This is a genomic window from Rhizobium sp. YTU87027 (assembly GCF_050644135.1).
Taxonomy (GTDB): Bacteria; Pseudomonadota; Alphaproteobacteria; order Rhizobiales; family Rhizobiaceae; genus Rhizobium.
Window position 1 is genome coordinate 866,837 of the sequence record NZ_CP098440.1, and the last position, 22,207, is coordinate 889,043.

The window sequence follows — 22,207 nt, forward strand, 5'->3', positions numbered from 1 at the left end:
TAATCGCAAATCGCGATTAGAAGGGGCGACCGCCGGTCAGGTCACGGACAATGTCGCTCGGCTGGCCGAGACGTGCCTTGTAGACTTCGTAGTTCTCCATCACCCGCTGTACATAGTTGCGCGTTTCGGGGAAGGGGATCCGCTCGATCCAGTCGACGATCGTGTCGATCGATTGGCCGCGTGGGTCGCCATAGCGGCCGATCCATTCGGGCACACGCTTGGGACCTGCATTGTAGGCGATGAAGGTCATGATGTAGGAGCCGCCAAAGGCGTCGATCTGTTCGCCGAGATAATGCGCCCCGAGGGTTGCATTGTAGCCGGCATCCGCCGTCAGCCGGTCCTTGGAATAGGCGATATTGTGGCGCTTGGCGACGGCCTTTGCGGTTCCCGGCAAGATTTGCAGCAGCCCCCGCGCATCAGCCGCCGAAACCGCGGCGGGATCGAAGGCGCTTTCCTGGCGGGCAATCGCGTAGGCGAGTGCCTTACCGGAACCCGAGATATTGGCATTCGTCGGAATCACGCCGAGCGGGAATGCCAACGCGGCAACATCGACGCCTCGCGAGTAAGCGATCTTGCCAACCTGCAGCGACAGATGGTGGTCGCCCGAGCGCTCCGCCTGCGCACTCAGGACTGCGAGTTCTCCCGGGCTTTGCAGTTGCTCGGCAAGGGCGAGATACAGGCTCTTGGCCCGCCAGCCGTGGCCGGCCGCATCGAGACGGGCAATGGCCTGTACCGCTTCCCGCGACAGGTAGCGCTCGCGGTCGGCCGTCGTCGGCGACGGGTAACTCACATTCAATGTCTTGCGGCCAAGCTTGTCGCTGGCAAGCTGGCCGTAGAAGGTCGTCGGATAGCTCGCGGCCTTGGCGTAGAATTCGGAAGCCTTTCCAGGTCCGCCGGCCTCGGCGGACCGCCCGATCCAGTACCAGGCGCGCGACACGGAAATCGGTCCATTGGAGAAATCGAGAATCTTGCGGAAATGCGTCTGCGCCGCAGCGGGATCCTGCAGACCGCGCAGCGCGTACCAGCCCGCATGGAACTCGGCCTCGACGATGTCGGTCGGTGTCGTTGCGGCATAGTTGGCAACGATCCCGTAGGCGGCCCTGAATTCTCCTTGGTCGACGAGGCCGCGACTGACAATCCGTTGCTCGTTCCACCACTCGCCGGCATTGACCAATTCTTCCCGATTGCGAGGCGCCTTCTGCAGCAGCTTGGCGGCTTCCGCATACTTGTCCTGTTTCCGCAGGTATTCGATGCGTGCGAAGAGGTAACCGGCATCGCCTTTCCATTGGCCGTCGACCGCGGCAAGAAGTGCGCCAGCGTTCGGCGCCTTGTTTACGACGGCCGCCCAGGCCTTGTAGAGTGATTGAGCCTGGCCCATGTCGCCAAAGCGCTTGGCCTGTGCCGCGCGATTGCGATACATCAGGTAGTCCATTCGCGCCTTATGATCGGCTGGCGTTAGCAAGCCGGAAAACTCCGCCAGAATCTTATCTTCGGTCGGCTTGTCTAGCGTCTCACCGCGCCAGACCTTGCGAATGTACTTAGCGGCCTGGCTCTGCTTGCCTGTTGCAACGAGTGCGCGCGACAGGATCATCGCGCCGGACGTCGTCTCGGGCGCGGTCTGTCCGAAGGCGGTCAAGACGGAGCTTGGACCAGGGTTTTCGTCGTAGAGGGCGCGTTCGGAATAGGCACGCAATTTCGCGAGCCCTGGCCATCCCTGCAATTCCTGGGACGCTGCTGCGATCTCCGTGGAGGGAATGCCCTTCTGTCCGGAGACCGCTATCGCCCAGGTCAGAATATGGCGGTCAAGCGTCCCGCGCCCCATGCGGTCGCGAATGGAAAGCGCCTGCATCGGATCATTGTCCGAAAGCGCATCAAGCCCTGACTTCAAATCGCTGTTGACGGGTGTGATGGGCGGGCTGCGCGGAATCGAACCGGTGACGATCGATTCCGGCACCGACGTTTGCGGGACGAAACCGATCGGCTTCACGTCGGGAACAGGGGTGTTCTCATTGGGAAGCGACGACGCGACGCTGCTCCACGCGGCGGCGGTAAAGCCGAGGGCCGACACGATCAGGACTGCTCTCTTCATGGGACACTCACAACGAAAACACGCCCAACCATTTGGCGGGAGCCATCTTAACGAAAGCTTACTAACGCCAGTAAACTTCGTTCACATTTGCTATCGGAATTTGCCCTAAACCGATCCATGCGCGCTTGTCGCGGCGATTTCGCCGCACTATGGTGCCCCACCAATATTCAAGGAATGCGGCCGAAGCGTGAATTTGGCCATGAGGAGTTTTGCATGTTCCAGGGATCCATTCCCGCTCTCGTCACTCCCTTTACCGATGCCGGACAAGTGGATGAAGCTTCGTTCGCGAGCCATGTCGACTGGCAGATCAAAGAAGGCAGTAGCGGTGTCGTTCCGGTCGGCACGACCGGCGAATCTCCGACGCTGTCGCATGCCGAGCACAAGCGGGTGGTGGAGCTCTGCATCGAAGCGGTAGCCAAGCGCGTCCCCGTCATGGCAGGCGCCGGTTCGAACAATACGCGCGAAGCAATCGAGCTTGCTCAGCATGCCGAGAAGGCAGGGGCGGATGCGATCCTCGTTGTCACGCCCTACTATAACAAGCCGACCCAGAAGGGTTTGATCGCGCATTTTTCGGCGATCGCCGAGGCTGTGAAGCTGCCGATCTACATTTACAATATCCCCGGCCGCTCGGTGATCGATATGACACCCGAGACGATGGGCGTGCTTGCCAAGGCACACTCCAACATCGTTGGCGTCAAGGATGCGACCGGCAAGATCGAACGAGTGTCCGAGCAGCGTCTGACCTGCGGCAAGGAGTTCAAGCAGTTGTCCGGCGAGGATGCGACCGCGCTCGGCTTCAATGCCCATGGCGGCGTCGGCTGCATCTCGGTGACGGCCAATGTGGCGCCGCGCCTTTGCGCGGAGTTCCAGGCAGCGACGCTTGCCGGTGACTACGCGAAGGCGCTGGAATATCAGGACCGCCTGATGCCGCTACACAAGGCAATCTTCCTGGAGCCCGGCCTTTGCGGAGCAAAGTACGGCTTGGCAAAGCTGGGGCGGATGAGCCGCAATGTCCGTTCGCCGCTCGTATCGACGCTGGAGCCTGCCACGGAAGCGGCGATCGATGCCGCCATGCGCCATGCCGGCTTGCTGAACTAAGGCAAGCCGCTCGACCTGCCTTCACAGGCGGCCGATGTTCCCTTACATACAAGGTACGAGATAAGGGCGCGACAGTCGCGCCCTCAAGCATTTGGAATGTGTCATGGCCCCCAAAGGCAGCGAGCGCGTCGTCAAGAAGATCGTTGCGGAGAACCGCAAGGCGCGCTTCAACTATGAGATCATCGATACCTATGAAGCCGGCCTCGTGCTCAAGGGCACCGAGGTCAAGTCGCTGCGCGAGGGGAAGGCCAATATCGCGGAATCCTATGCCTCGGATGAGGACGGCGAGATCTGGCTTATCAATTCCTACCTGCCCGAATATCTGCAGGCAAACCGCTTCAATCACGAGCCGCGTCGGCGCCGGAAGCTGCTCCTTTCCGGCCGCGAGATCAATCGCCTGAGGGCGGGGATCAATCGCGAAGGCATGACTTTGGTCCCGTTGAAGATCTATTTCAACGATCGCGGCCGCGCTAAAATGGAACTGGCGCTCGCCAAGGGCAAGAAGCTGCACGACAAGCGCGAGTCCGAGAAGGAGCGCGATTGGAACAGGCAGAAGAGCCGTCTTCTCAAGGACAATGGCTAGCTATAGCTAGAGTCCAGACCGGTATTTCCACCCGTATATCACGGTCCCGGATTATTTGGCTTAAGCGTCCAGATCGGTTGGCGTCGCGGTTTCGGTCGGCCGCGGTGGCCGCTCTGAGGGATCGCGCCCGATCTCGCTCTTCAAGGAGAGAAGGTCTATGAAATGATCGGCCTGGCGACGCAGGTCGTCGGCAATCATCGGCGGTTGTGTTGCCATCGTTGAGATGACCGAAACCTTTCGGCCCTTGCGCTGCAGTGCCTCGACGAGTGTCGTGAAATCTCCGTCGCCGGAGAAGATGACGAGATGATCGACGGTTTCCGATTGCTCCATGGCATCGATCGCAAGCTCGATGTCCATGTTGCCCTTGATCTTTCGGCGGCCCATCGAATCCGTGAATTCCTTCGCCGGCTTTGTGACGACCTTATAGCCGTTGTAGTCCAGCCAATCGATCAGGGGGCGAATGGAGGAGTACTCCTGATCCTCGATCAGCGCCGTGTAGTAGTAGGCGCGCAAGAGATAGCCGCGTTTCTGGAATGCCTTCAACAGCTTGCGGTAGTCGATATCGAAACCAAGGCTTTTGGACGCAGCGTAGAGATTGGCGCCATCGATAAAAAGAGCAATTTTTTCGCGTGGATCAAACATCGCGTACCAATCCAATGTGAGCAATCTTGGTGCTACCGTCAAAATCCAAGGAAACAATGGGTTATGCGGCCGCTTGGAACAATTCTTACTTTATGAACTATTCATATAAGAGAGATTTAGGGCACGATTCGGGATATTCCAAGCAACTTTTGGTGGAAACCCGTTTTCGGTTTCAAAATTCACCGCGTTGCCCGTTGGGGCTTCGCGCAATGAAAACTTGAATTTGTCCGGTTTTAATTGTATCGGGCGTGTTAATCCCGAGATCACGACCGCAAAGGACAGGCAATGGCCCGTGTCACCGTAGAAGACTGCATTGATAAAGTTGAGAACCGCTTCGAGCTGGTTTTGCTTGCCAGCCACCGTGCTCGGCTGATTTCCCAGGGCGCCTCGATCACCATCGATCGTGACAACGATAAGAACCCGGTTGTGGCGCTTCGCGAGATTGCCGATGAGATGCTGTCTCCGGACGATCTAAAGGAAGACCTGATCCACTCGCTGCAGAAGCATGTCGAAGTCGACGAGCCCGAGCCCGATGCGGCGAGCCTCATCGCAGCCGGCGGCGTCGCTGCAGCCGACAGCGAAGAGCAGGACGATCTGCCGGAAACGATCACCTTCGACCAGATGTCGGAAGAAGAACTTCTGGCTGGGATCGAAGGCCTCGTACCGCCGGAAAAGAGCGACGATTACTAATCGTCAACCTTGCACCATTATAGCTTCGGCATATTATCGCATATCATGTGCGCCAATCCGTGATTGGCGCGCTTTTCTTTTGTAATGGAGTGGTTTCGGGATGATGCGGCAGTACGAGCTCGTGGAGCGGGTTCAGAAATACAAGCCCGACGCCAACGAAGCCCTGCTGAACAAAGCCTACGTCTATGCAATGCAAAAGCATGGACAACAGAAGCGTGCCAGCGGCGATCCCTACATCTCGCATCCGCTGGAAGTCGCCGCCATCCTCACCGACATGCATCTCGACGAGTCGACGATCGCGGTCGCGCTGCTTCACGATACCATTGAGGATACGACTGCCACCCGCGCCGAAATCGATGAGCTCTTCGGCGAGGATATAGGTCGGCTGGTCGAAGGGCTGACTAAGATCAAGAAGCTCGACCTCGTCACCAAGAAAGCCAAGCAGGCTGAAAACCTGCGCAAGCTGCTGCTCGCCATCTCCGACGACGTGCGCGTGCTGCTGGTCAAGCTCGCCGATCGCCTGCACAACATGCGCACGCTGGATCACATGTCGCCGGAAAAGCGGGCCCGCATTTCCGAGGAGACCATGGATATCTATGCGCCGCTGGCTGGCCGCATGGGTATGCAGGATATGCGCGAGGAGCTGGAAGACCTCTCGTTCCGCCACATCAATCCCGAAGCCTACGAAACGGTAACCGGGCGGCTCGAGGAACTGTCGAAGCGCAACGAAGGGCTCGTCAAGAAGATCGAGACTGAGTTGGGTGATCTGCTCGTTGCGAACGGGCTGACCGGCGCCATCGTCAAGGGGCGCCAGAAGAAGCCCTATTCCGTGTTCCGCAAGATGCAGTCGAAGTCACTGTCGTTCGAGCAGCTTTCGGACGTCTACGGCTTCCGCATTCTCGTCGATGATATTCCGGCCTGTTATTGGGCGCTTGGTATCGTCCACACCCGCTGGCGCGTGGTCCCCGGACGCTTCAAGGACTATATCTCGACGCCGAAGCAGAACGACTACCGTTCGCTGCACACCACGATCGTCGGCCCCTCCCGCCAGCGTATCGAGCTGCAGATCCGTACCAAGCGCATGCACGAGATCGCGGAATTCGGTATCGCCGCACACACGCTCTACAAGGATGGCGCTTCGACGTCAGACAACGATATCCTTTCGCGTGAATCCAATGCCTATTCCTGGCTGAGGCACACGATTGAGGCGCTTGCAGAAGGGGATAGTCCCGAGGAATTCCTGGAGCACACGAAGCTTGAGCTCTTCCAGGACCAGGTCTTCTGCTTCACGCCGAAGGGCAAACTGATTGCGCTTCCGCGTGGCGCAACGCCGATCGACTTCGCCTATGCCGTTCACACCAACATCGGCGACACGACCGTCGGTGCCAAGATCAACGGCCGTATCATGCCTCTCGTGACCCGCCTGGCAAATGGCGACGAGGTGGAGATCATTCGCTCGGGCGTGCAGGTGCCACCCGCAGCCTGGGAAGAGATCGTCGTGACAGGCAAGGCGAGGGCAGCGATCCGACGCGCCACGCGATTGGCGATCCGGAAGCAGTATGCTGGCCTCGGTCATCGCATTCTGGAGCGCACCTTTGAGCGAGCCGGCAAGATTTTCTCACGCGAAGCCATGAAGCCCGCGCTCCATCGCCTTGGCCAGAAGGATGTCGAAGATGCCATCGCTGCTGTCGGTCGTGGTGAAATGTCGTCGCTCGACGTATTGCGCGCCGTTTATCCGGATCATCTGGAAGAACGCGTGACGGCCAAGCCCAGCGGCGACGACGGTTGGTTTAACGTTCGCAGTGCGTCGGGCATGATCTTCAAGATTCCCGGTAAGCCGAAGTCGGGCATTGATGGCGCAGAGCTCAAGACCGATCTTGACATGGATACGATGCCGATCCGTGGTATTTCGAGCAATGTCGATGTGCAGTTTGCGCCGACAGGCGCCGTACCGGGCGACCGTATCGTCGGGATAATGAACTCCACGGAGAAGGGTAACGCGATTACGATCTATCCGATCCAGTCGCCGACGCTGCAGCATTTCGATGATCAGCCTGACCGCTGGATCGATGTTCGCTGGGATCTCGATGAGGCCAACAAGTCGCGCTTTCTGGCGCGGATCATGGTCAATGCTTTGAACGAGCCAGGTACATTGGCGAAGCTCGCCCAGACTGTTGCCGGCGTTGACGTCAATATTCGCGTGTTCAACACGGTGCGCGTTGCAACCGACTTCACCGAAATGACGCTCGATGTCGAGGTTTGGGACCTCCGGCAGCTGAATCAGCTGCTTGCCCAGCTGAAGGATCTGGAGTGCGTTGCGACGGTTCGCCGGCTTTACGAGTAAGCCGGCGAAGCCGATCGGCGAGCTATCTGCACATTTTGTGATCGCTTCGAGACAAAAATCGCACTGATATAAGGCTAGATATGCACGCAGCGCATGGCTGCGCCTACCTTAGAGCGTTGGTAATTGTTGCTGTGAGCGCCTATCTTCCAGTCATCAGGAAATGAACAGAAGATGAGGTAAAGAAATGTTTACACCTATCAAGAAGATCGCTCGCGCACTGCGCGCTCCGACTGCCGAAGAACGTGAAATCGCTTACCTGAACGGCTCGTTTGACCGTATCGATCTTGAATATCGTCAGCGTCAGGTTGATCGCGGCCTTTTCCGCGCCCGTTAACATCGGGTCTATACTTGAAGAATGGGAGGGGCGTATTGCATATCACGCCCCTGGTGAATGCTCAGTCTGCGGTGATCAAATAATGACTGAGATGGTTTGACGCTCTTGTCACGCTGGTGCGGGTTGCACTACATACGCGCCATGTTGTTCCGACGTCGAAAACCTGCTGGATTTCGTGAAAAGTTGCGTGAGTTGTTGTGGCCTCGCAAGGGATTCTTGCGGCCGCTCCGCTACCTCACGATGCGTGTTCTACGCCTGACGGCGTCTCCGCATGCCGTCGCCATGGGTGTTGCCGCCGGGATTTTCGTGTCGTGGACGCCTTTTATCGGCGTTCATTTCATCATGGCCTTCGTGCTCAGTTATCTCTTCTCCGGCAATATGGTCGCCGCCGCGCTTGGCTGCGCGGCTTTCGGTAATCCGTTGACCTATCCGTTCATCTGGGGCGCGACTTGGGAGATCGGTCACCTGCTTCTTGCGCGTCAGGATACGATGCAGGGGCAATCGATCGATCTTGGCGCTCTGTTTCATGAGCTGCATTTCAGCGAGCTCTGGCGACCCGTGCTTGAGCCCATGCTTGTCGGCTCCATCCCACCCGCACTTTTGACCTCGGTCATTGTCTATTTCGCGACCTTCTACACGGTGAGAGGTTTCCAGGCGCGCCGCCGCGAACGCCTGATGGCGCGTGCCCGAGTGCGGCTGTCACATCCAGTACAGGAAACCGTATGATTATCGGCATCGGCAGCGATCTCATCGATATCAGGCGGGTGGAAAAATCCCTCGAACGCTTCGGCGAGCGTTTTACCAATCGCTGCTTCACCGAGATCGAGCGGGCAAAATCCGATCGGCGTGCCAATCGCGCCGCGTCCTATGCCAAGCGCTTTGCCGCCAAGGAAGCCTGTTCCAAGGCTCTTGGAACAGGCATGGCGCAAGGGGTGTTCTGGAAAGATCTGGGCGTCGTGAACCTGCCGAGTGGCAAGCCGACGATGAAGCTGACAGGCGGGGCGGCCGAGATGCTGCAGTCGCTGCTGCCAGTTGGCCACAAGGCTGCCATTCATTTGACGATAACGGATGATTATCCCTTGGCGCAGGCTTTCGTCATTATTGAAGCGCTTCCGGAAAATGCCCGATCAGCGACGTAGAGTCGCTTTTAATGTTGGCGCCATTGCCGCAATCGGCCGAAGCCGCTAGAGAGAAGCAAACAAGAGTTGCGCCCTTGGGGTGCATTGAAGGAATAAGACTGCGTGTCCGAAAAAGTCGAAACCAAGCCGAACGCCCTCTGGGAAAACATCAAGGTCATCGCCCAGGCGCTGATTTTGGCGATGGTTATCCGAACGGTGTTTTTTCAGCCGTTCACCATTCCGTCCGGCTCCATGATGCCGACACTTCTCGTTGGCGACTACATATTCGTCAACAAGTTCGCCTACGGCTATTCCAAGTATTCGCTGCCTTTCTCGCCGAACCTTTTCAGCGGTCGCATCTTTGCGAGCGAGCCGAAGCGCGGCGACATTGTTGTTTTCCGGTTCCCGCCGAACCCGGACGTTGACTACATCAAGCGTCTGGTCGGGCTTCCCGGCGATCACATTCAGGTCAAGGAAGGCGTTCTTTATGTGAACGGCAAGCCGGTTCCGAAGGTGCCGGATGGCACGTTCAATTCCGACTACGCGCAGGACCCGGGCCAGGACGTACCAGTGTTCCGCGAGACGCTGGATAACGGTGTCAGCTACGATACGCTGGATCAGTCCCCGGTTTCGCGTGGCGACAACACCCGCGAGTTCATCGTTCCTGAAGGTCACTACTTCATGATGGGCGATAATCGCGACAATTCGCTCGACAGCCGCTTCGATGTCGGATTCGTGCCGGCTGAGAACTTGGTCGGTCGCGCCAGCGTTATCTTCTTCTCGCTCGGCAACGACACCTCGTTCCGCGAGGTCTGGAAGTGGCCGACGAACATGCGTTGGGATCGTCTTTTCAAGGGCGTTGAATGAGCAAGGCGCAGACGCTCTCGGCGGCGGATCGGACACGGCTTGAAGCCCTGATCGGTCATGCGTTCGCCGAGAAAGAGCGGCTGGACCGGGCCCTGACGCATGCGAGTGCTCGCACGCAAAAAGGCGGCAACTACGAGCGGCTGGAGTTTCTTGGCGACAGGGTACTTGGCCTCTGCGTCGCCGAACTGCTCTTCCGCACGTTCGGCGCGGCGACCGAGGGTGAACTTTCGGTGCGGCTCAACCAGCTTGTTAGTGCCGATACTTGCGCGGAAGTCGCCGATGAACTCGGTTTGCATCTCTTCATTCGCACGGGTGCCGACGTCAAGAAGCTGACTGGCAAGCGCATGATGAACGTGCGAGCCGACGTGGTCGAAAGCCTTATCGCTGCGATCTACCTCGATGGAGGCCTTGAGGTTGCTCGACGTTTCATTCTGAAATTCTGGGAAAAGCGGGCAGCACGCGCCGACGGGGCGCGGCGGGACGCGAAGACCGAGTTGCAGGAATGGTCGCACGCCAAATTCGGCATCACGCCGATCTATCGGGTTGAAGAACGCACTGGACCGGATCATGATCCGCGCTTCACGGTGACTGTTGAGGTCTCCGGTGTTAAGCCTGAAACGGGCATTGAACGCTCAAAGCGGGCCGCAGAGCAGGTCGCAGCCACTCGAATGCTGGAACGCGAAGGCATTTGGCAGAAATCGTCTGCCGGAAACTGACGGGATAAATGACGGAAGAACACGATATGGCGGATGACGCCGCTGAAACTGCGGGTGCGACTCGGTCGGGCTTCGTCGCGCTGATCGGGCCGACCAACGCCGGCAAGTCGACGCTGGTCAATCGCCTGGTCGGCGCTAAGGTCTCGATTGTCAGCCACAAGGTGCAGACAACGCGAGCCATCGTGCGCGGCATTGCGATCCATGACAATGCGCAGGTCGTGTTTATGGATACGCCTGGGATCTTCAAGCCACGTCGGCGGCTCGACCGCGCAATGGTCACATCTGCTTGGGGCGGCGCAAAGGATGCAGACCTGATCATGTTGCTGATCGACAGCGAACGCGGTCTTCGGGGGGATGCGGAAGCTATTCTTGAGGGTCTCAAGGAGGTGCATCAGCCAAAGATTCTTGTCTTGAACAAGATCGATCGGGTCAAGCGCGAAGATTTGCTGGCGCTTGCGGCGGCTGCCAACGAGAAGATTGCCTTCACGCATACCTTCATGATCTCGGCAGAGAATGGCTCCGGCTGTGAGGACGTCATGGATTATCTGGCAAAGACGCTGCCCGAGGGACCCTGGTACTACCCCGAAGACCAGATTTCCGATCTTCCGATGCGCCAGCTTGCGGCGGAGATTACCCGCGAGAAGCTGTTCCTGCGCCTGCATCAGGAGCTTCCCTATTCGTCGCATGTCGAGACGGAGAAATGGGAAGAACGCAAGGACGGCTCGGTCCGAATCGAGCAGGTGATTTACGTCGAACGCGACAGTCAGAAGAAGATCGCCCTCGGCAAAGGCGGCGAAACGATCAAGGCGATTTCGTCGGCGTCCCGACGGGAGCTTGCCGAAATCCTCGAACAGCCCGTCCATCTTTTCCTGTTCGTGAAGGTTCGCGAAAACTGGGGCGATGACCCCGAGCGCTTCCGCGAAATGGGGCTGGATTTCCCGAAGTAAGGTCGACGATCTCATCCGCCGGCCGGAGCCCACCTGCGTCACCCTGCCATCTTTCTTCTTGCTGTGCTTTTTATCGACCCGAAACGAAAAAGCGGCTATGCAAGCTAAGCGGTAAAAAGTCGTCGGCCAATGAGCCATGGGGCGTCATAGGTGGAAATCCGGGAAATGCAGGAGCCGAGCGTCTTGGGTGACACTCAGCGAGGGGCGTGTTGGGTATGAAGGCAAACCGTGTGCTGGTCCTTGAGGACAGTTTGATCATCGCGATGGAGGCCGAGGATATTCTTCGCCAGGTCGGCGTGGAAACGATCGGCATCGTCAGTAGCCTCGAGCAGGCGATGGAGGCGACCAAGAGCGAAACGTTCGATTTCGCCCTGCTGGACGTCAACCTCGGCGAAGTCATGAGCTTCGATTTCGCCCGTCATTTGGCGAGCATCCGCATCCCGTTCGGGTTTGTCAGCGGCTATTCTGACACAAAGGATTTTCCCGAAGACCTTCAGAATATACCACTACTCGTCAAACCCTTTGGCGAATCGGCAATGCGCGACTTCCTTCAGAAGCTGTTTCCGGCAGACGCCTGACGCCTTTTCATGACAGAGCGTCGGCGTTGCGGTAGAATCGAATCGTAGAGTTCAGAGTTCGCTTCCGATGCAGTGGCACGACCGGGCAATCATCTTGGGCGTCAAGCGCCATGGCGAGACCAGCGTTATCGCCGAGGTGATGACGCGCGAGCGTGGCCGTCATCTCGGCATGGTCCGCTCCGGCCGTTCCCGAGCCATGCAGCCTGTCCTTCAGCCTGGCAACGAGGTCGAGGTCACATGGCGCGCGCGTCTTGACGAGCATCTTGGCGAATTTCGTATCGAGCCACTGACGCTGCGCGCAGCACGTCTGATGGAAACCGCGACTGCCGTCTATGGTGTACAGGCCATGGGCGCGTTGCTGCGGTTGCTGCCAGAACGCGATCCGCATCCGCATCTCTTCGAGGCGCTTGAGGTCATTCTAGACAATCTCCACAATCCGGCGGACGCAGGCGAGCTTTTTGTCCGCTTTGAACTCGCCGTTCTGAACGACCTCGGTTTTGGCCTCGATTTGACCGAGTGTGCGGCGACGGGCGTTCGTTCCGACCTTGCTTACGTATCCCCAAAGTCGGGGAGGGCCGTCAGTCGGACTGCAGGTGCTCCCTGGGCGGACAAGATGCTGCTCCTACCGCTATTTCTGAACAGTGAGGCAAACCGCGCAGCGGATATCGAAAGCCTCAATGCCGCGTTCCGACTGACTGCATTCTTCCTTCATCGCCATGTCTATGAGCCGCGTGGAGTGGAAGCAGCGGCCGCGCGCGAGGGCTTTGTGCAGGCCGCGCTGAAAGCACTGAAGGCAGCCGCCGCGCAGGACGAGCTGTCGATCTGATCGACTGTTTTTCATTGGTGAAAAATATCATGCAGAGCAGGCGCTTTACGAGCCTCGCTCGCCTGCCTATTTCGATCGCATGCACCCAGCGATCGGAGGAGTAGACGATGCTGACCAAGCCCGATGTGATGACGACGATAACGCTCTGGAATGATTATGAAATACCCCGATTGGGTATGGGCTGCTGGGCAATCGGCGGCCCCTTCTATGCCGGCGATACACCGCTCGGGTGGGGCGAGGTCGATGACGACGAGTCCATCGCAGCCATTCATCGCGCCATCGAGCTCGGTATCTGCTTCTTTGATACGGCCTCGAACTATGGGGCAGGACATTCAGAGGAAGTGCTCGGCCGCGCGATCGGCAACCGGAGCGATCTTGTCATCGCGACCAAGTTCGGCTTTGCCACCGATCCCGAGACAAAACAGGCAACCGGCGCCTTCGCGGATCCGGCCTTTATTCGCCGCTCGGCCGAGACGTCGCTACGTAGGCTGAAGCGGGATCGCCTAGATCTGCTCCAATTCCATCTGAACGACTTTCCGCTCGCGCAGTCGGACGATGTCTTCGAAACCCTGGAGAATTTGCGCGGCGAGGGCAAGGTCGACGCCTTCGGATGGAGCACGGATTATCCCGATCGTGCAGCGCGACATGCCGACCGCGTCGGTTTCGTTTCCGTCCAGCACACGATGAATGTCTTCGAGCCTGTGCCAGACATGATCTCGGTGATCGAACGGCATGGACTGATCTCGATCAACCGTGGGCCGCTCGCGATGGGGTTGCTCAGCGGAAAGTTCCGCGCCGACACCAAAGTCGGAGACAAGGATGTTCGCGGCGCGAGCCTCGACTGGATGGTCTATTTCAAGGACGGCCGGATCGCGCCCGAATTTGCGGCGCGATTGGAGGCGGTTCGCGAGCTGCTGAAGTCTGACGGTCGAACTCTTACGCAAGGTGCTCTGGCATGGCTCTGGGCGCGCTCTCCCCGAACCCTGCCGATCCCGGGTTTCCGCACCGTTGCCCAGGTTGAAGAAAACGCCGGCGCGTTGGCCAAAGGCCCGCTATCGCCAGCGGTGATGAGTGAGATCGATGAGGCGCTTATGCTTCGAGCCTAAGCGCTGTTGCGCACCTTGAAAGCCCAGCCTTCGGGCCTCTCCTCGATGACCTTCACCGGATCGCCGACAGCAATCCGACCGGTCCCGCGAGGGGTGACATTCCAGCCGAAGAGCGGACCGGGTACACGCCGGTCCGCAGACATCCGAATGCGGCCCATGGCCGGCATCGGATTGGGGACGTCGCGGGATCCGCTTGATTGATCCTGCGTCGTCATGATGCAGCGTGAGCAGGGCTTGACGAGATCGAAACGAATTCCGCCGATCTCGATGGCCGCCCACCGGTCCTCAGCCCAGCTTTCCTCGGTGTCGACGACGATGTTGGGCCTAAACCGCTCCATACCGACGCGACCTTCGCTGTGCGCCTCGAGATCAGCATTCAATGCTCGCAGGGAGCCCGTCGTCGTGACCAGTATCTGATAACCGTCGGTAAATGTAACGGGCGTGCCTTCGCCGGCCCATTCCGTGCTGGCGGAGCGCTCTGCCTGATGATCGAAGAAAACCAGTTTTACGTCGCGCCCGAGCCAAGTTGAGAGCGCATCGTTGGTCGTATCGTCAGCGACGGCGGCATTGACGATGGATTTCCAGATCGAGACGTCCATCCGCGTTGTAGCTGCTGGAATTTGTGCCGTCATTTGCCTGTCGCCCATGGTGAAATGGAAGGTCGACGGTCCGACCTGTACGGCGATACGAGCGAGGTCGGGCAATTCACGCTGCGTGATGAAGTGTCCGTCGCGATCTGTGATCATCGCCCGCCGGTCGCCGGGCAACCCGAATGCGTCGATCTCTGACGATTGCAGCGCGATACCCCGAGCGCTCTTGAGCGGATAGATGAAAAGGTCGGTAATGCGCATTAAGTGCTCCTAGATTTCGTCCATGAACGCCGCGAGGAAGTCGCGCAGTCGTTGGTCGCGTGTCGCCGCAAGCGCGCGCCCGGCTTTTGTCTGAAAGCCATCAGCAAGTTTGAAAAGCTTGGTCTGGAAGTGGTCGATCACATATCGCTTGTCGTCAAGCTCGCGGTCGCTGCCGGCCGGATCGAACGGATCATAGAGCGCCGACGACATTCGGCCGCCGATATAAAAGCACCGGCCCGCGCCGACCATGCCTATCGCATCCAACCGGTCGGCATCCTGCAGTATCTTGGCTTCCAGGCTCTCCGGCGTGACGTTTGCGGAGAAGCTGTGCGCGACAATGGCATGTGCGACCGCTGCGATATCGTCATGATCCCAGCCAAGCTCGGCGAGTATGGCCGATGCCTTCTCTGCCGCTAGCGCTGACGCTTGCGACCGCATGGGGGAGTTCTTCTCCACGGCAACGCAGTCGTGCAGCAGGACGGCAGCAGCCAGGATCCTTGCATCACCACCCTCAAGAGCCTGGATTCGCATCGCGTTCTTGAAGACACGCAAGACATGCGCGATGTCATGCGAGCCGTCGTCGCTCTCCGATGAATGCGGCCCGAGTTGAATGGCTAGGTTTTCAAAAGGAGCGAAAGCTCTCGCCTGGAACATGGGATCACCCCGTTGGAAAGATGGGTCCTTCCATAAACGCGAGAACCACGAGTCGCAACGAGCACGCTAGGTCGCGCGGGCGCTGGGTTGCTCTTGTAGCGACAGGTCCAGCAGGTTCGCCACGTCGGCGGCGGGCCGCGGCGGACTGATGTGATAGCCCTGGATCTCGTCGCAGGCTTCGCGCCGGAGCAGGGCCAATTGCTCGGCGGTCTCCACACCCTCTACCGTGACGCGCATGCCGAGCGCGTCACCGAGAAGGATGATGGCGCGCATGATCGCAAAGGCTTCCTCGTCTTCGGCGATACCGTTGACGAACGACTTGTCGATCTTGATCTTGTCAAACGGGAAACGCCGGAGGTAGCTCAACGACGAATAGCCGGTGCCGAAATCGTCCATGGCGATGAGAATTCCGCTTTGCTTCAGCGCGTGCAGGACAGGCAGCGCCTCATCCAGATTTTCCATCAGCACGCTTTCGGTGATCTCCACCTCCAAGCGGTTCGCGGGAAGTCGTGCTGCGGCGAGAGCCGCGGCCACGTCGCTCGGTAGGTCGCTATCGGTGAACTGGATGGCCGATACGTTAACCGCGACCTTGATGTTGTCGGGCCAGTGGAGTGCATCGTGGCAGGCGCGGTGCAGCACCCAGCGTCCGATGTCGACCACCAAGCCGACCTCTTCGGCCAGAGGGATAAATTCCATCGGCGGGACGCGACCCCGTGTTGGGTGGTTCCATCGGACGAGTGCCTCGAAACCGCAGACCTTGCGCTGGCCCAGATCATAGAGCGGTTGATAGTGAAGTTCGAACTCATCCCGCTCAACGGCCTTGCGCAGATCCGCTTCCAGCGCATGCCGCGCATCGATTTGTGCTTCCATCTCGGCGGTGAAGAAACGCTCTCCTTTACCGCCGTTGCTCTTGACGTGCGAGAGAGCGACCCCGGCGTGTTTCAGCAGGGTGTCCGTCTCGGTTCCGTCCTGTGGACTGATCGCGATACCCATCGACACGCTGAGTTCGACGGCCTTGTCTCCGCGAAAGAATGGTTCTGACAGTTCACGCCGGATCTGATCGACAAGCGCCATGACATTCCACGGCTGCTGCCGGCCAGACTGGAGAATGGCGAATTCGTCGGAGCCGAGGCGTGCCAGTACATTGCCACCGCCGGCCGACATGCGGATACGTTCGGCTACCTGCCTCAGGATGTTGTCGCCGGTCGAAACGCCGAGCGTGTTGTTGATCGATTTGAAGCGGTCAAGATTGAGATGCACAAGAGCAATCGGTTCGTCGGGTTTGCGGCTTGCCAGCGCTGCATCGATGCGTTCCCGCAGGCTGATGCGGTTTGGCAGGCCTGTCAGCTGATCGTGATGGGCGAGATAAGCGATGCGCTCTGCCGCCTTTCGATCTTCGGTGACGTCGGCGTGGATGGAAATATTGCTCCCATCGGGCAGCACGGTGATAACGCTCTGGATGGTGCGGCCGTCTTCCATCACCCATTCGCGGTGACGGATGTGTCCTCCCTCCGAGGCGGCGTCCAGCAAACGGGAAACCTTCTTCTCAACGCGCTCGGTGCCGCGGATCCTTGCGATCAAAAATCCCATCGAAGCGCCGGGAGAGGCCTCCTCCGGGCTGATTCCGAAGAGTTGCCTGAAGCGGATGTTACAGACGATCAACCGCTGCTCCGAGTCGAAGACACTCAAGCCTTGCGGCAGGTTGTCGAGAACGACCCCGAAAAGGCGTTTCTGCTCCGCGAGATCTTCCTTTGTGGCGATGAGGCGGCCCTTCAGTTCACCGTTTTCCTTGGCGAGGCGTTGAGACCGAAATTCGGCGGCGCGTTTCTTTCCGGCCTGCAGCCGATACGTTTCGACGACAAGAGCCATTAGACGTTGCGCGTTGGCAGACCCGTCCTCATTGACAGCCGTCGTGCACTGTTGCCGAAAAAGGGCCTCAGCGTCCATTTGCAGCAATCTCCACCTCGGGAGAGAGGCGAGCATGAGCGGAGTCGAGGGCTCCTAAGCTGCAGTTTCGACGCGGCGCGTCAGACATGAAAAGACCTTCTGAAACAATCGAAAAAATATCGTCTATGTAATCTTAAAACTCGATCGGCGATGTGCCAACGTGGCAAGATAATCCGTTGGTCGCATTAAAATTCTATTGCAACGCAAACGAATGTATCGCGGGCACTATATTTGATCTGCTTCGGCTGCAATGCCCGCAAATGCAGGCAATCTGAGTCTGCGCGACATGTCGCCGGCGCGCCTCGATTACACTTTGTCAATCATGGTTAATGGGGTATTAACAGCTTATTGACGCAGTGCGCAAATCAGTTTAACGACCGATTAGTCTTTGATTTTCCCCGTTTCGTATTGCGTACAAACATCACCGAAAAGACGGTGAATGGAGGTTTGTATGAGCCAAGTTTCATCGATTAGTGATACATCCTATGCGTATCTCGCGACGTTGTCGCGGCTGGACACAAATGGCGACGGCGTGCTGAGCCGTGGCGAGCGGGCGGCTGATGATAAGCCGGGCATTTTGAAGCAACTGGGCGAAGAAGATGGCACGCAGGAATTTGCACCAAAACTCTCGGACAGCGTGCTTCAGTTCATGATGGCGACGCGTGAGAGCGGAAGCGTCAATTTCTACCAGCAGTCCCAGCAGAACACTTCTTACGATCTGTATAAGAGCACGTACGGTCAATACGATCTCGACGTCGTCGCTTGATGTATCCTGTGTGAATTGTGAAAGCCGGCCCTCGCGGCCGGCTTTTCTTTGTTGCCAATTCAGGAACAGCTTCGCGCCTCGGACGTTGGAAGCAGCGATGCAAAGGAAGGAAGCTCCAATGAAAGCAATTCCCTCGATTGCCGCTCTGACGTTCATTGCGGTCTCTTCAGTCGGGCTGGCTCAGGACAAGCAGACAGCCACCGCGGACTTCGTGGGTGCCGATGGAAAGGCAAGCGGTCGGGCTACTCTGACGGCTGCAGCTAGTGGTGGCGTCCTGATCGAAGTCGAGTTGACTGGATTGCCTGCAAACAAATGGGTTGCATTTCATATTCACGAGACCGGTAAATGTGACGCCGCCGGGCACCATGAGTCCGCTGGAAAGCACTTCAATCCGACGAAAGCCGAGCACGGGCTGCTGTCCGCAAAGGGACCACACGCCGGCGACATGCCCAATCAGTATGTTGACCAGGATGGCGTTCTACGGGCACAGGTGTTTGACAGCATGGTCACCCTGGACGGCAAGACCGACGGCATCCGTGGCAGAGCACTGATCGTTCATTCCAATTCCGATGATTATCGCAGCCAACCCGCAGGCGACGCAGGCGAACGTCTCGCATGCGGTGTCATTAAGTAAGTTGTTTCTGTCTGACGTCCGTCAGTCAGTGATAGTAGTATCGTTCGGCGTACCATTCGATTGACGCCATTGGCTTATCCGTCGCGATCCATTGCCCGACTCTGCTCGTTTCGAGCAGGTCGGCCGTTGTGTGGTCTTCCAGTCCAATGAATATGATGTTTGTGTTCTCGCGCAGACGAGGATCGGTGGCAAAGCCCATCCGGCCTTCGTTTCCTATATGCATCAGGCTTATCCTGACGTAGAAGAACTCGGCCCGATAATCCTCCATGCCTTCCTCGTTGAAAGCATGGGCAACGTCGATCACCGACTTCTGTGGTCCACTATAGACGGCGATCGTCTCGTTGAGCCCAAATGTTGCTCCGTAGAGCGCGATCGAGCTTGCAAGAACTGGAGTTGTGGCGCCGGTGGTCATGTCCATCTGCTGGCCGAAGAAGCTGGCTTTCCCGACATTCAGGTCGCCGCGAAAGAAATAGGAAAATCGATCACGCGTCAGATAAATCGCCTGCCATCGAAACCGCATATACGCGTCCGATGCACCGGTCAGGCCCTTTAGCGTTGCCAAGCAGCTTACAAACGTATCGCGATAGTTCTGTAGCGACATCGATCAACCTCCTCTAGGAGGTTAACCGGCACCGACTCAAAACGTTCCGGCGCTCGGCTCTTCCAGGTTCAGCATAAACGGCGCATTTCCGTCCGCATCAACACCCCTGCCAATGGCGCGAACCGAGTCCACCAACCGCCCGCCGCGACCGAGCATGTCGTCACCGATTTGAACGAGCCGGGCATTGGGTGTCGCATAAGGCGAGGCGGCGCGTAGTCGACGAGCCAGCGCGCTGTCGTCTTGCTCGGGGGACAGCGAGAGAGCGGCAATCAAAGCGGCCGCGGGCGAGCGGGATACGCCCATCCAACAGTGGATAAGAAGAGGTGCACGTTGATCCCAGTCGCGCGCGAAATCGATGATCGCTCGAACATGGGTTTCATCAGGCGCGATGAGATTGCCGGTTCCCTTGAAGGCGATGTCGTTCATATTGAGGAGAAGATGCCGATGTGCCTGGATCACCCTGGGCCGGTGGAAGGCGTGCTCGTTCGCCATCAGGCTGATCATCTCACGCGCACCATGCCTGACTGCCATCTCGGCGATCCGGGCAAGAGGCGCGACAATGATGATAGTCATGCTCTGCCGCTCCGCATGGCCTCGATTGCCTCGAAGCGCTCGCAAAAAAGGCGCTGGGCCTCGACAGCCGGCAGGGGCGTCATCAGCAGCATGTCTTTGGTGATCCCGCGTGGCTGACCGAAGAATTTCTGTGCCTCCGCCGAGGTGAAGCCGGCAAGCTGTGTTGCCTCGAAGTAGGCGGCGATGGTGTCGGCCTTCTTGATCTTCTCCTTGAGTTCTCGCGTCGGGTGAGGCGGCAGGCCAAAGCGAAGGTGGACGGCTGCTTCCAGCCGCTTTTCGACGGCTTTGTATCCACCGCCGACGACCGACTTGAACGGCGAAATCATGTCCCCGATGACATATTCCGGCGCATCGTGCAGCAGTGCCAGGAGACATTGATCGGCAGTTGCCTCATTCAGGCGGCGGAAAATATCCTCGACAACGAGACAGTGCTGGGCGACAGAAAAGGCGTGATCTCCCGAGGTTTGCCCATTCCAACGGGCGACCCGGGCTAGCCCGTGCGCGATGTCGCTGACCTCAACGTCAAGCGGAGACGGATCGAGCAGGTCGAGCCGGCGGCCAGAAAGCATGCGTTGCCACGCGCGCGGCGCCTTTGTGGTCACGCGCTGGCCTCATCCGCCGTCGATGGGAATATCAACCCTGTCCAAGCTGGCAGTTCGAGGGTGACGGGCGTCTCGCCAGCCAACAGAGGCGTACCTGTCGCGATGGCCTCGCCGGCACGGTCGATGCGAACGATCGCAAGGCCCCTTCTTCCCACGACCGAGCCGAGCGCGCCGACCGGCTTGCCCGCGGCAGTGATCTCCGTCCCAGAGGGCGGCAGCGCCGTCGAGGTCGTCACAGTGACGACGCGGCGGCGCGCTGTTCCGCGATGCTGCATGCGCGAGACGACCTCCTGACCGACATAGCAGCCCTTCTTGAAGGAGAGCCCGCCGTTGAAATCCATCAGGGCATCGTGCGGGAAGGCGTCCTGGAGCGCATAGTCCCGCCCGGACACGGCAACGCCGTTTGTTATGCGCAACGCATCGTAAGTGTCGGGATCATCAGTGCCGTGCTGCCCTGCTTGGCGGACAAGCCTAACGCCTGCCTTGGCAAAACGGCTGTCGGCTGGTCCGGTATTTGTGCTCTCCCAGGAAACCGTTACGCCTTCGCCCGCAGGCGACAGGTCGACGACTGCCCGGAGCTTATACATCGTCAGTCGCTTGAGCAGCGCATCCCGCTGATCGTCGTCCGTTTCGATGACGAACCCGTCAGCGTCCTGCCAGATCATGAAGTCGAACAGGATTTTGCCCTGCGGAGTCAACAGCGCACCCGGTCGCGCTTCATCCGCCGCGAGCGCGGCAAGATCTGTCGTGACCAGGTTCTGTAGAAAGGATTGTGCCTCCGAGCCGCTGACCCTTATGAGCGAGCGGTTCTTCAGAAATACGGCTGGCATGGCGGCACCTGTCGCGTTCGTTATCGCTCAGAAGTATGTCTTCGCAAATGGGATCGCAAGCCTCAGTCGCCGGCGGTGAAATACTTCCACTTGCCGTCAGGGGTGATCCCCAACCGATAGAAATTATAGCCGCCGAATTCCTGCATGTCGGCTAGGTCGCCCGCCGTGACGATGCGCAGCAATTCTACCCGTTCGGGGGGCGTTAGTGCCTTCAGATCCTTCTCGGCGAAATAAGGCCAGACATACATCTCGTCAGCCGTGCCTTGGCCAACGTGGACAAAGCCCGTGGAAATGACGTCGAGCATAATCGCCAGGATTTCATCGCCCTCGGGATCGCCCGAAAGATCTTTCAGCGCACTGATCGGGTCGTCTGTCGGCTCTCCGACCGTCACCTGGGTCTGGCTCGAGCCGGTGCCGAGTAGGGGGCGCAGGCGCTCGAGGTCGCCGGAAGCGGCAGCTTCGACAATCTGCTCGCGCATCTTGCGAACCGGTTCGGGAACCTTGCTGATATCGTAGATGACTTCGACAGGCTTCGAGCTGTCCTGAGCGCCGGGCGTCTTGTCGTTGCCCTGGCCGGCCTGCGAATTGACCAACGGGTCTGGCATCGGAACGCCGGGCGTGGTTGGGGACGGCGCCGGCTTGTCGCTGCCTTGCGCTGGAGCGCTCTTCTCAGCCTGTCCCGGGGTCTTCTGCAACTCGGAAAGCGCCAGGGCCGAGGTCCCGGTCAAGAAGCTGCTGGCGCTAAGGCCGATTGCAAGCAAAAGCGGCGCGATGGCGGGCCGCGAAGCATTGTCCCTAGCGGTATGCATGA

At 58.8% G+C, this 22,207-nt stretch carries 25 protein-coding genes; 15 read left to right on the forward strand and 10 right to left on the reverse strand.

Annotated features, from left to right (window positions below):
* Positions 1–16: 16 nt before the first annotated feature.
* On the reverse strand, positions 17–2,089 hold the full coding sequence (locus tag NBG89_RS04330) for a lytic transglycosylase domain-containing protein (RefSeq protein WP_431321870.1): 2,073 nt from the start codon (positions 2,087–2,089) through the stop codon (positions 17–19).
* Between the two features lie 213 nt (positions 2,090–2,302).
* Here NBG89_RS04330 and dapA point away from each other — a divergent pair, with 213 nt between their 5' ends.
* Complete coding sequence (gene dapA, locus NBG89_RS04335) at positions 2,303–3,187, forward strand: 4-hydroxy-tetrahydrodipicolinate synthase (protein ID WP_431321871.1); 885 nt, start codon at positions 2,303–2,305, stop codon at positions 3,185–3,187.
* 103 nt (positions 3,188–3,290) lie between these two features.
* On the forward strand, positions 3,291–3,770 hold the full coding sequence (smpB, locus tag NBG89_RS04340; RefSeq protein WP_088694132.1) for an SsrA-binding protein SmpB: 480 nt from the start codon (positions 3,291–3,293) through the stop codon (positions 3,768–3,770).
* A gap of 60 nt (positions 3,771–3,830) precedes the next feature.
* On the opposite strand, the gene NBG89_RS04345 is transcribed toward smpB, so the two are convergent.
* Positions 3,831–4,412: an NYN domain-containing protein gene (locus NBG89_RS04345; RefSeq protein ID WP_088694133.1), complete on the reverse strand. Its 582-nt coding sequence runs from the start codon at positions 4,410–4,412 to the stop codon at positions 3,831–3,833.
* 285 nt (positions 4,413–4,697) lie between these two features.
* On the opposite strand from NBG89_RS04345, the gene rpoZ reads away from it, so the two are divergent.
* The 11 genes from rpoZ (at position 4,698) to NBG89_RS04400 (ending at position 13,938) form a co-directional block, all read left to right on the forward strand.
* Positions 4,698–5,102 (forward strand): DNA-directed RNA polymerase subunit omega, encoded by a 405-nt coding sequence (gene rpoZ, locus NBG89_RS04350; RefSeq protein ID WP_088694134.1) that lies wholly within the window; start codon positions 4,698–4,700, stop codon positions 5,100–5,102.
* Between the two features lie 100 nt (positions 5,103–5,202).
* On the forward strand, positions 5,203–7,446 hold the full coding sequence (locus NBG89_RS04355; RefSeq protein ID WP_431321872.1) for a RelA/SpoT family protein: 2,244 nt from the start codon (positions 5,203–5,205) through the stop codon (positions 7,444–7,446).
* 184 nt (positions 7,447–7,630) lie between these two features.
* Positions 7,631–7,780: a DUF3563 family protein gene (locus NBG89_RS04360; RefSeq protein ID WP_081930954.1), complete on the forward strand. Its 150-nt coding sequence runs from the start codon at positions 7,631–7,633 to the stop codon at positions 7,778–7,780.
* Positions 7,781–7,921: 141 nt separating this feature from the next.
* Entirely contained in the window at positions 7,922–8,506 is a 585-nt protein-coding gene (locus NBG89_RS04365; RefSeq protein WP_431322777.1) for a DUF2062 domain-containing protein, read from the forward strand.
* Positions 8,503–8,919: a holo-ACP synthase gene (acpS, locus tag NBG89_RS04370; protein ID WP_431321873.1), complete on the forward strand. Its 417-nt coding sequence runs from the start codon at positions 8,503–8,505 to the stop codon at positions 8,917–8,919. Before NBG89_RS04365 ends, acpS begins: the two co-directional genes overlap by 4 nt.
* 102 nt (positions 8,920–9,021) lie before the next feature.
* Positions 9,022–9,765 (forward strand): signal peptidase I, encoded by a 744-nt coding sequence (lepB, locus tag NBG89_RS04375; protein ID WP_088694137.1) that lies wholly within the window; start codon positions 9,022–9,024, stop codon positions 9,763–9,765.
* Positions 9,762–10,481: a ribonuclease III gene (gene rnc / locus NBG89_RS04380; protein ID WP_431321874.1), complete on the forward strand. Its 720-nt coding sequence runs from the start codon at positions 9,762–9,764 to the stop codon at positions 10,479–10,481. Before lepB ends, rnc begins: the two co-directional genes overlap by 4 nt.
* An 8-nt stretch (positions 10,482–10,489) precedes the next feature.
* The gene (era, locus tag NBG89_RS04385) at positions 10,490–11,428 is read left to right on the forward strand and encodes a GTPase Era (protein ID WP_431321875.1); all 939 of its coding nucleotides are present in this window, start codon (positions 10,490–10,492) and stop codon (positions 11,426–11,428) included.
* Between the two features lie 215 nt (positions 11,429–11,643).
* Complete coding sequence (locus tag NBG89_RS04390; protein ID WP_431321876.1) at positions 11,644–12,006, forward strand: response regulator; 363 nt, start codon at positions 11,644–11,646, stop codon at positions 12,004–12,006.
* Positions 12,007–12,073: 67 nt separating this feature from the next.
* Positions 12,074–12,832 carry a DNA repair protein RecO gene (gene recO, locus NBG89_RS04395; RefSeq protein WP_431321877.1) on the forward strand — a complete coding sequence of 253 codons (759 nt, stop codon included), beginning with the start codon at positions 12,074–12,076 and terminating at the stop codon, positions 12,830–12,832.
* A gap of 107 nt (positions 12,833–12,939) precedes the next feature.
* Positions 12,940–13,938, forward strand: a complete 999-nt coding sequence (locus NBG89_RS04400; RefSeq protein WP_431321878.1) for an aldo/keto reductase — start codon at positions 12,940–12,942, stop codon at positions 13,936–13,938.
* Here the strand turns inward: NBG89_RS04400 and NBG89_RS04405 are convergent.
* The 3 genes from NBG89_RS04405 to NBG89_RS04415 all read right to left on the reverse strand — a co-directional run bounded on the left by NBG89_RS04405 (position 13,935) and on the right by NBG89_RS04415 (position 17,390).
* On the reverse strand, positions 13,935–14,789 hold the full coding sequence (locus NBG89_RS04405) for an MOSC domain-containing protein (protein WP_431321879.1): 855 nt from the start codon (positions 14,787–14,789) through the stop codon (positions 13,935–13,937). The two genes, NBG89_RS04400 and NBG89_RS04405, sit on opposite strands and share 4 nt — an antisense overlap.
* A 9-nt stretch (positions 14,790–14,798) precedes the next feature.
* Positions 14,799–15,443: an HD domain-containing protein gene (locus tag NBG89_RS04410; protein ID WP_431321880.1), complete on the reverse strand. Its 645-nt coding sequence runs from the start codon at positions 15,441–15,443 to the stop codon at positions 14,799–14,801.
* Between the two features lie 66 nt (positions 15,444–15,509).
* Entirely contained in the window at positions 15,510–17,390 is a 1,881-nt protein-coding gene (locus tag NBG89_RS04415) for a putative bifunctional diguanylate cyclase/phosphodiesterase (RefSeq protein ID WP_431321881.1), read from the reverse strand.
* Positions 17,391–17,841: 451 nt separating this feature from the next.
* Between NBG89_RS04415 and NBG89_RS04420 the strand changes: the two genes are divergently transcribed.
* Together NBG89_RS04420 and NBG89_RS04425 are read left to right on the forward strand one after the other, a co-directional pair.
* Complete coding sequence (locus NBG89_RS04420; RefSeq protein WP_431321882.1) at positions 17,842–18,156, forward strand: hypothetical protein; 315 nt, start codon at positions 17,842–17,844, stop codon at positions 18,154–18,156.
* 118 nt (positions 18,157–18,274) lie between these two features.
* Positions 18,275–18,790: a superoxide dismutase family protein gene (locus tag NBG89_RS04425; protein ID WP_431321883.1), complete on the forward strand. Its 516-nt coding sequence runs from the start codon at positions 18,275–18,277 to the stop codon at positions 18,788–18,790.
* 25 nt (positions 18,791–18,815) lie between these two features.
* Here the strand turns inward: NBG89_RS04425 and NBG89_RS04430 are convergent, their stop codons facing one another.
* The 5 genes from NBG89_RS04430 to NBG89_RS04450 form a co-directional block, all read right to left on the reverse strand.
* Positions 18,816–19,391 (reverse strand): hypothetical protein, encoded by a 576-nt coding sequence (locus NBG89_RS04430; protein WP_431321884.1) that lies wholly within the window; start codon positions 19,389–19,391, stop codon positions 18,816–18,818.
* Between the two features lie 36 nt (positions 19,392–19,427).
* Positions 19,428–19,964, reverse strand: coding sequence for a tyrosine phosphatase family protein (locus NBG89_RS04435; RefSeq protein ID WP_431321885.1), 537 nt, complete (start codon positions 19,962–19,964; stop codon positions 19,428–19,430).
* Entirely contained in the window at positions 19,961–20,566 is a 606-nt protein-coding gene (locus NBG89_RS04440) for a YfbR-like 5'-deoxynucleotidase (RefSeq protein ID WP_431321886.1), read from the reverse strand. The genes NBG89_RS04435 and NBG89_RS04440 overlap by 4 nt, the downstream gene beginning before the upstream one ends.
* The gene (locus NBG89_RS04445) at positions 20,563–21,396 is read right to left on the reverse strand and encodes a YgfZ/GcvT domain-containing protein (RefSeq protein WP_431321887.1); all 834 of its coding nucleotides are present in this window, start codon (positions 21,394–21,396) and stop codon (positions 20,563–20,565) included. The genes NBG89_RS04440 and NBG89_RS04445 overlap by 4 nt, the downstream gene beginning before the upstream one ends.
* Before the next feature lie 62 nt (positions 21,397–21,458).
* Positions 21,459–22,205 carry a hypothetical protein gene (locus NBG89_RS04450; RefSeq protein ID WP_431321888.1) on the reverse strand — a complete coding sequence of 249 codons (747 nt, stop codon included), beginning with the start codon at positions 22,203–22,205 and terminating at the stop codon, positions 21,459–21,461.
* Between the last annotated feature and the right edge of the window lie 2 nt (positions 22,206–22,207).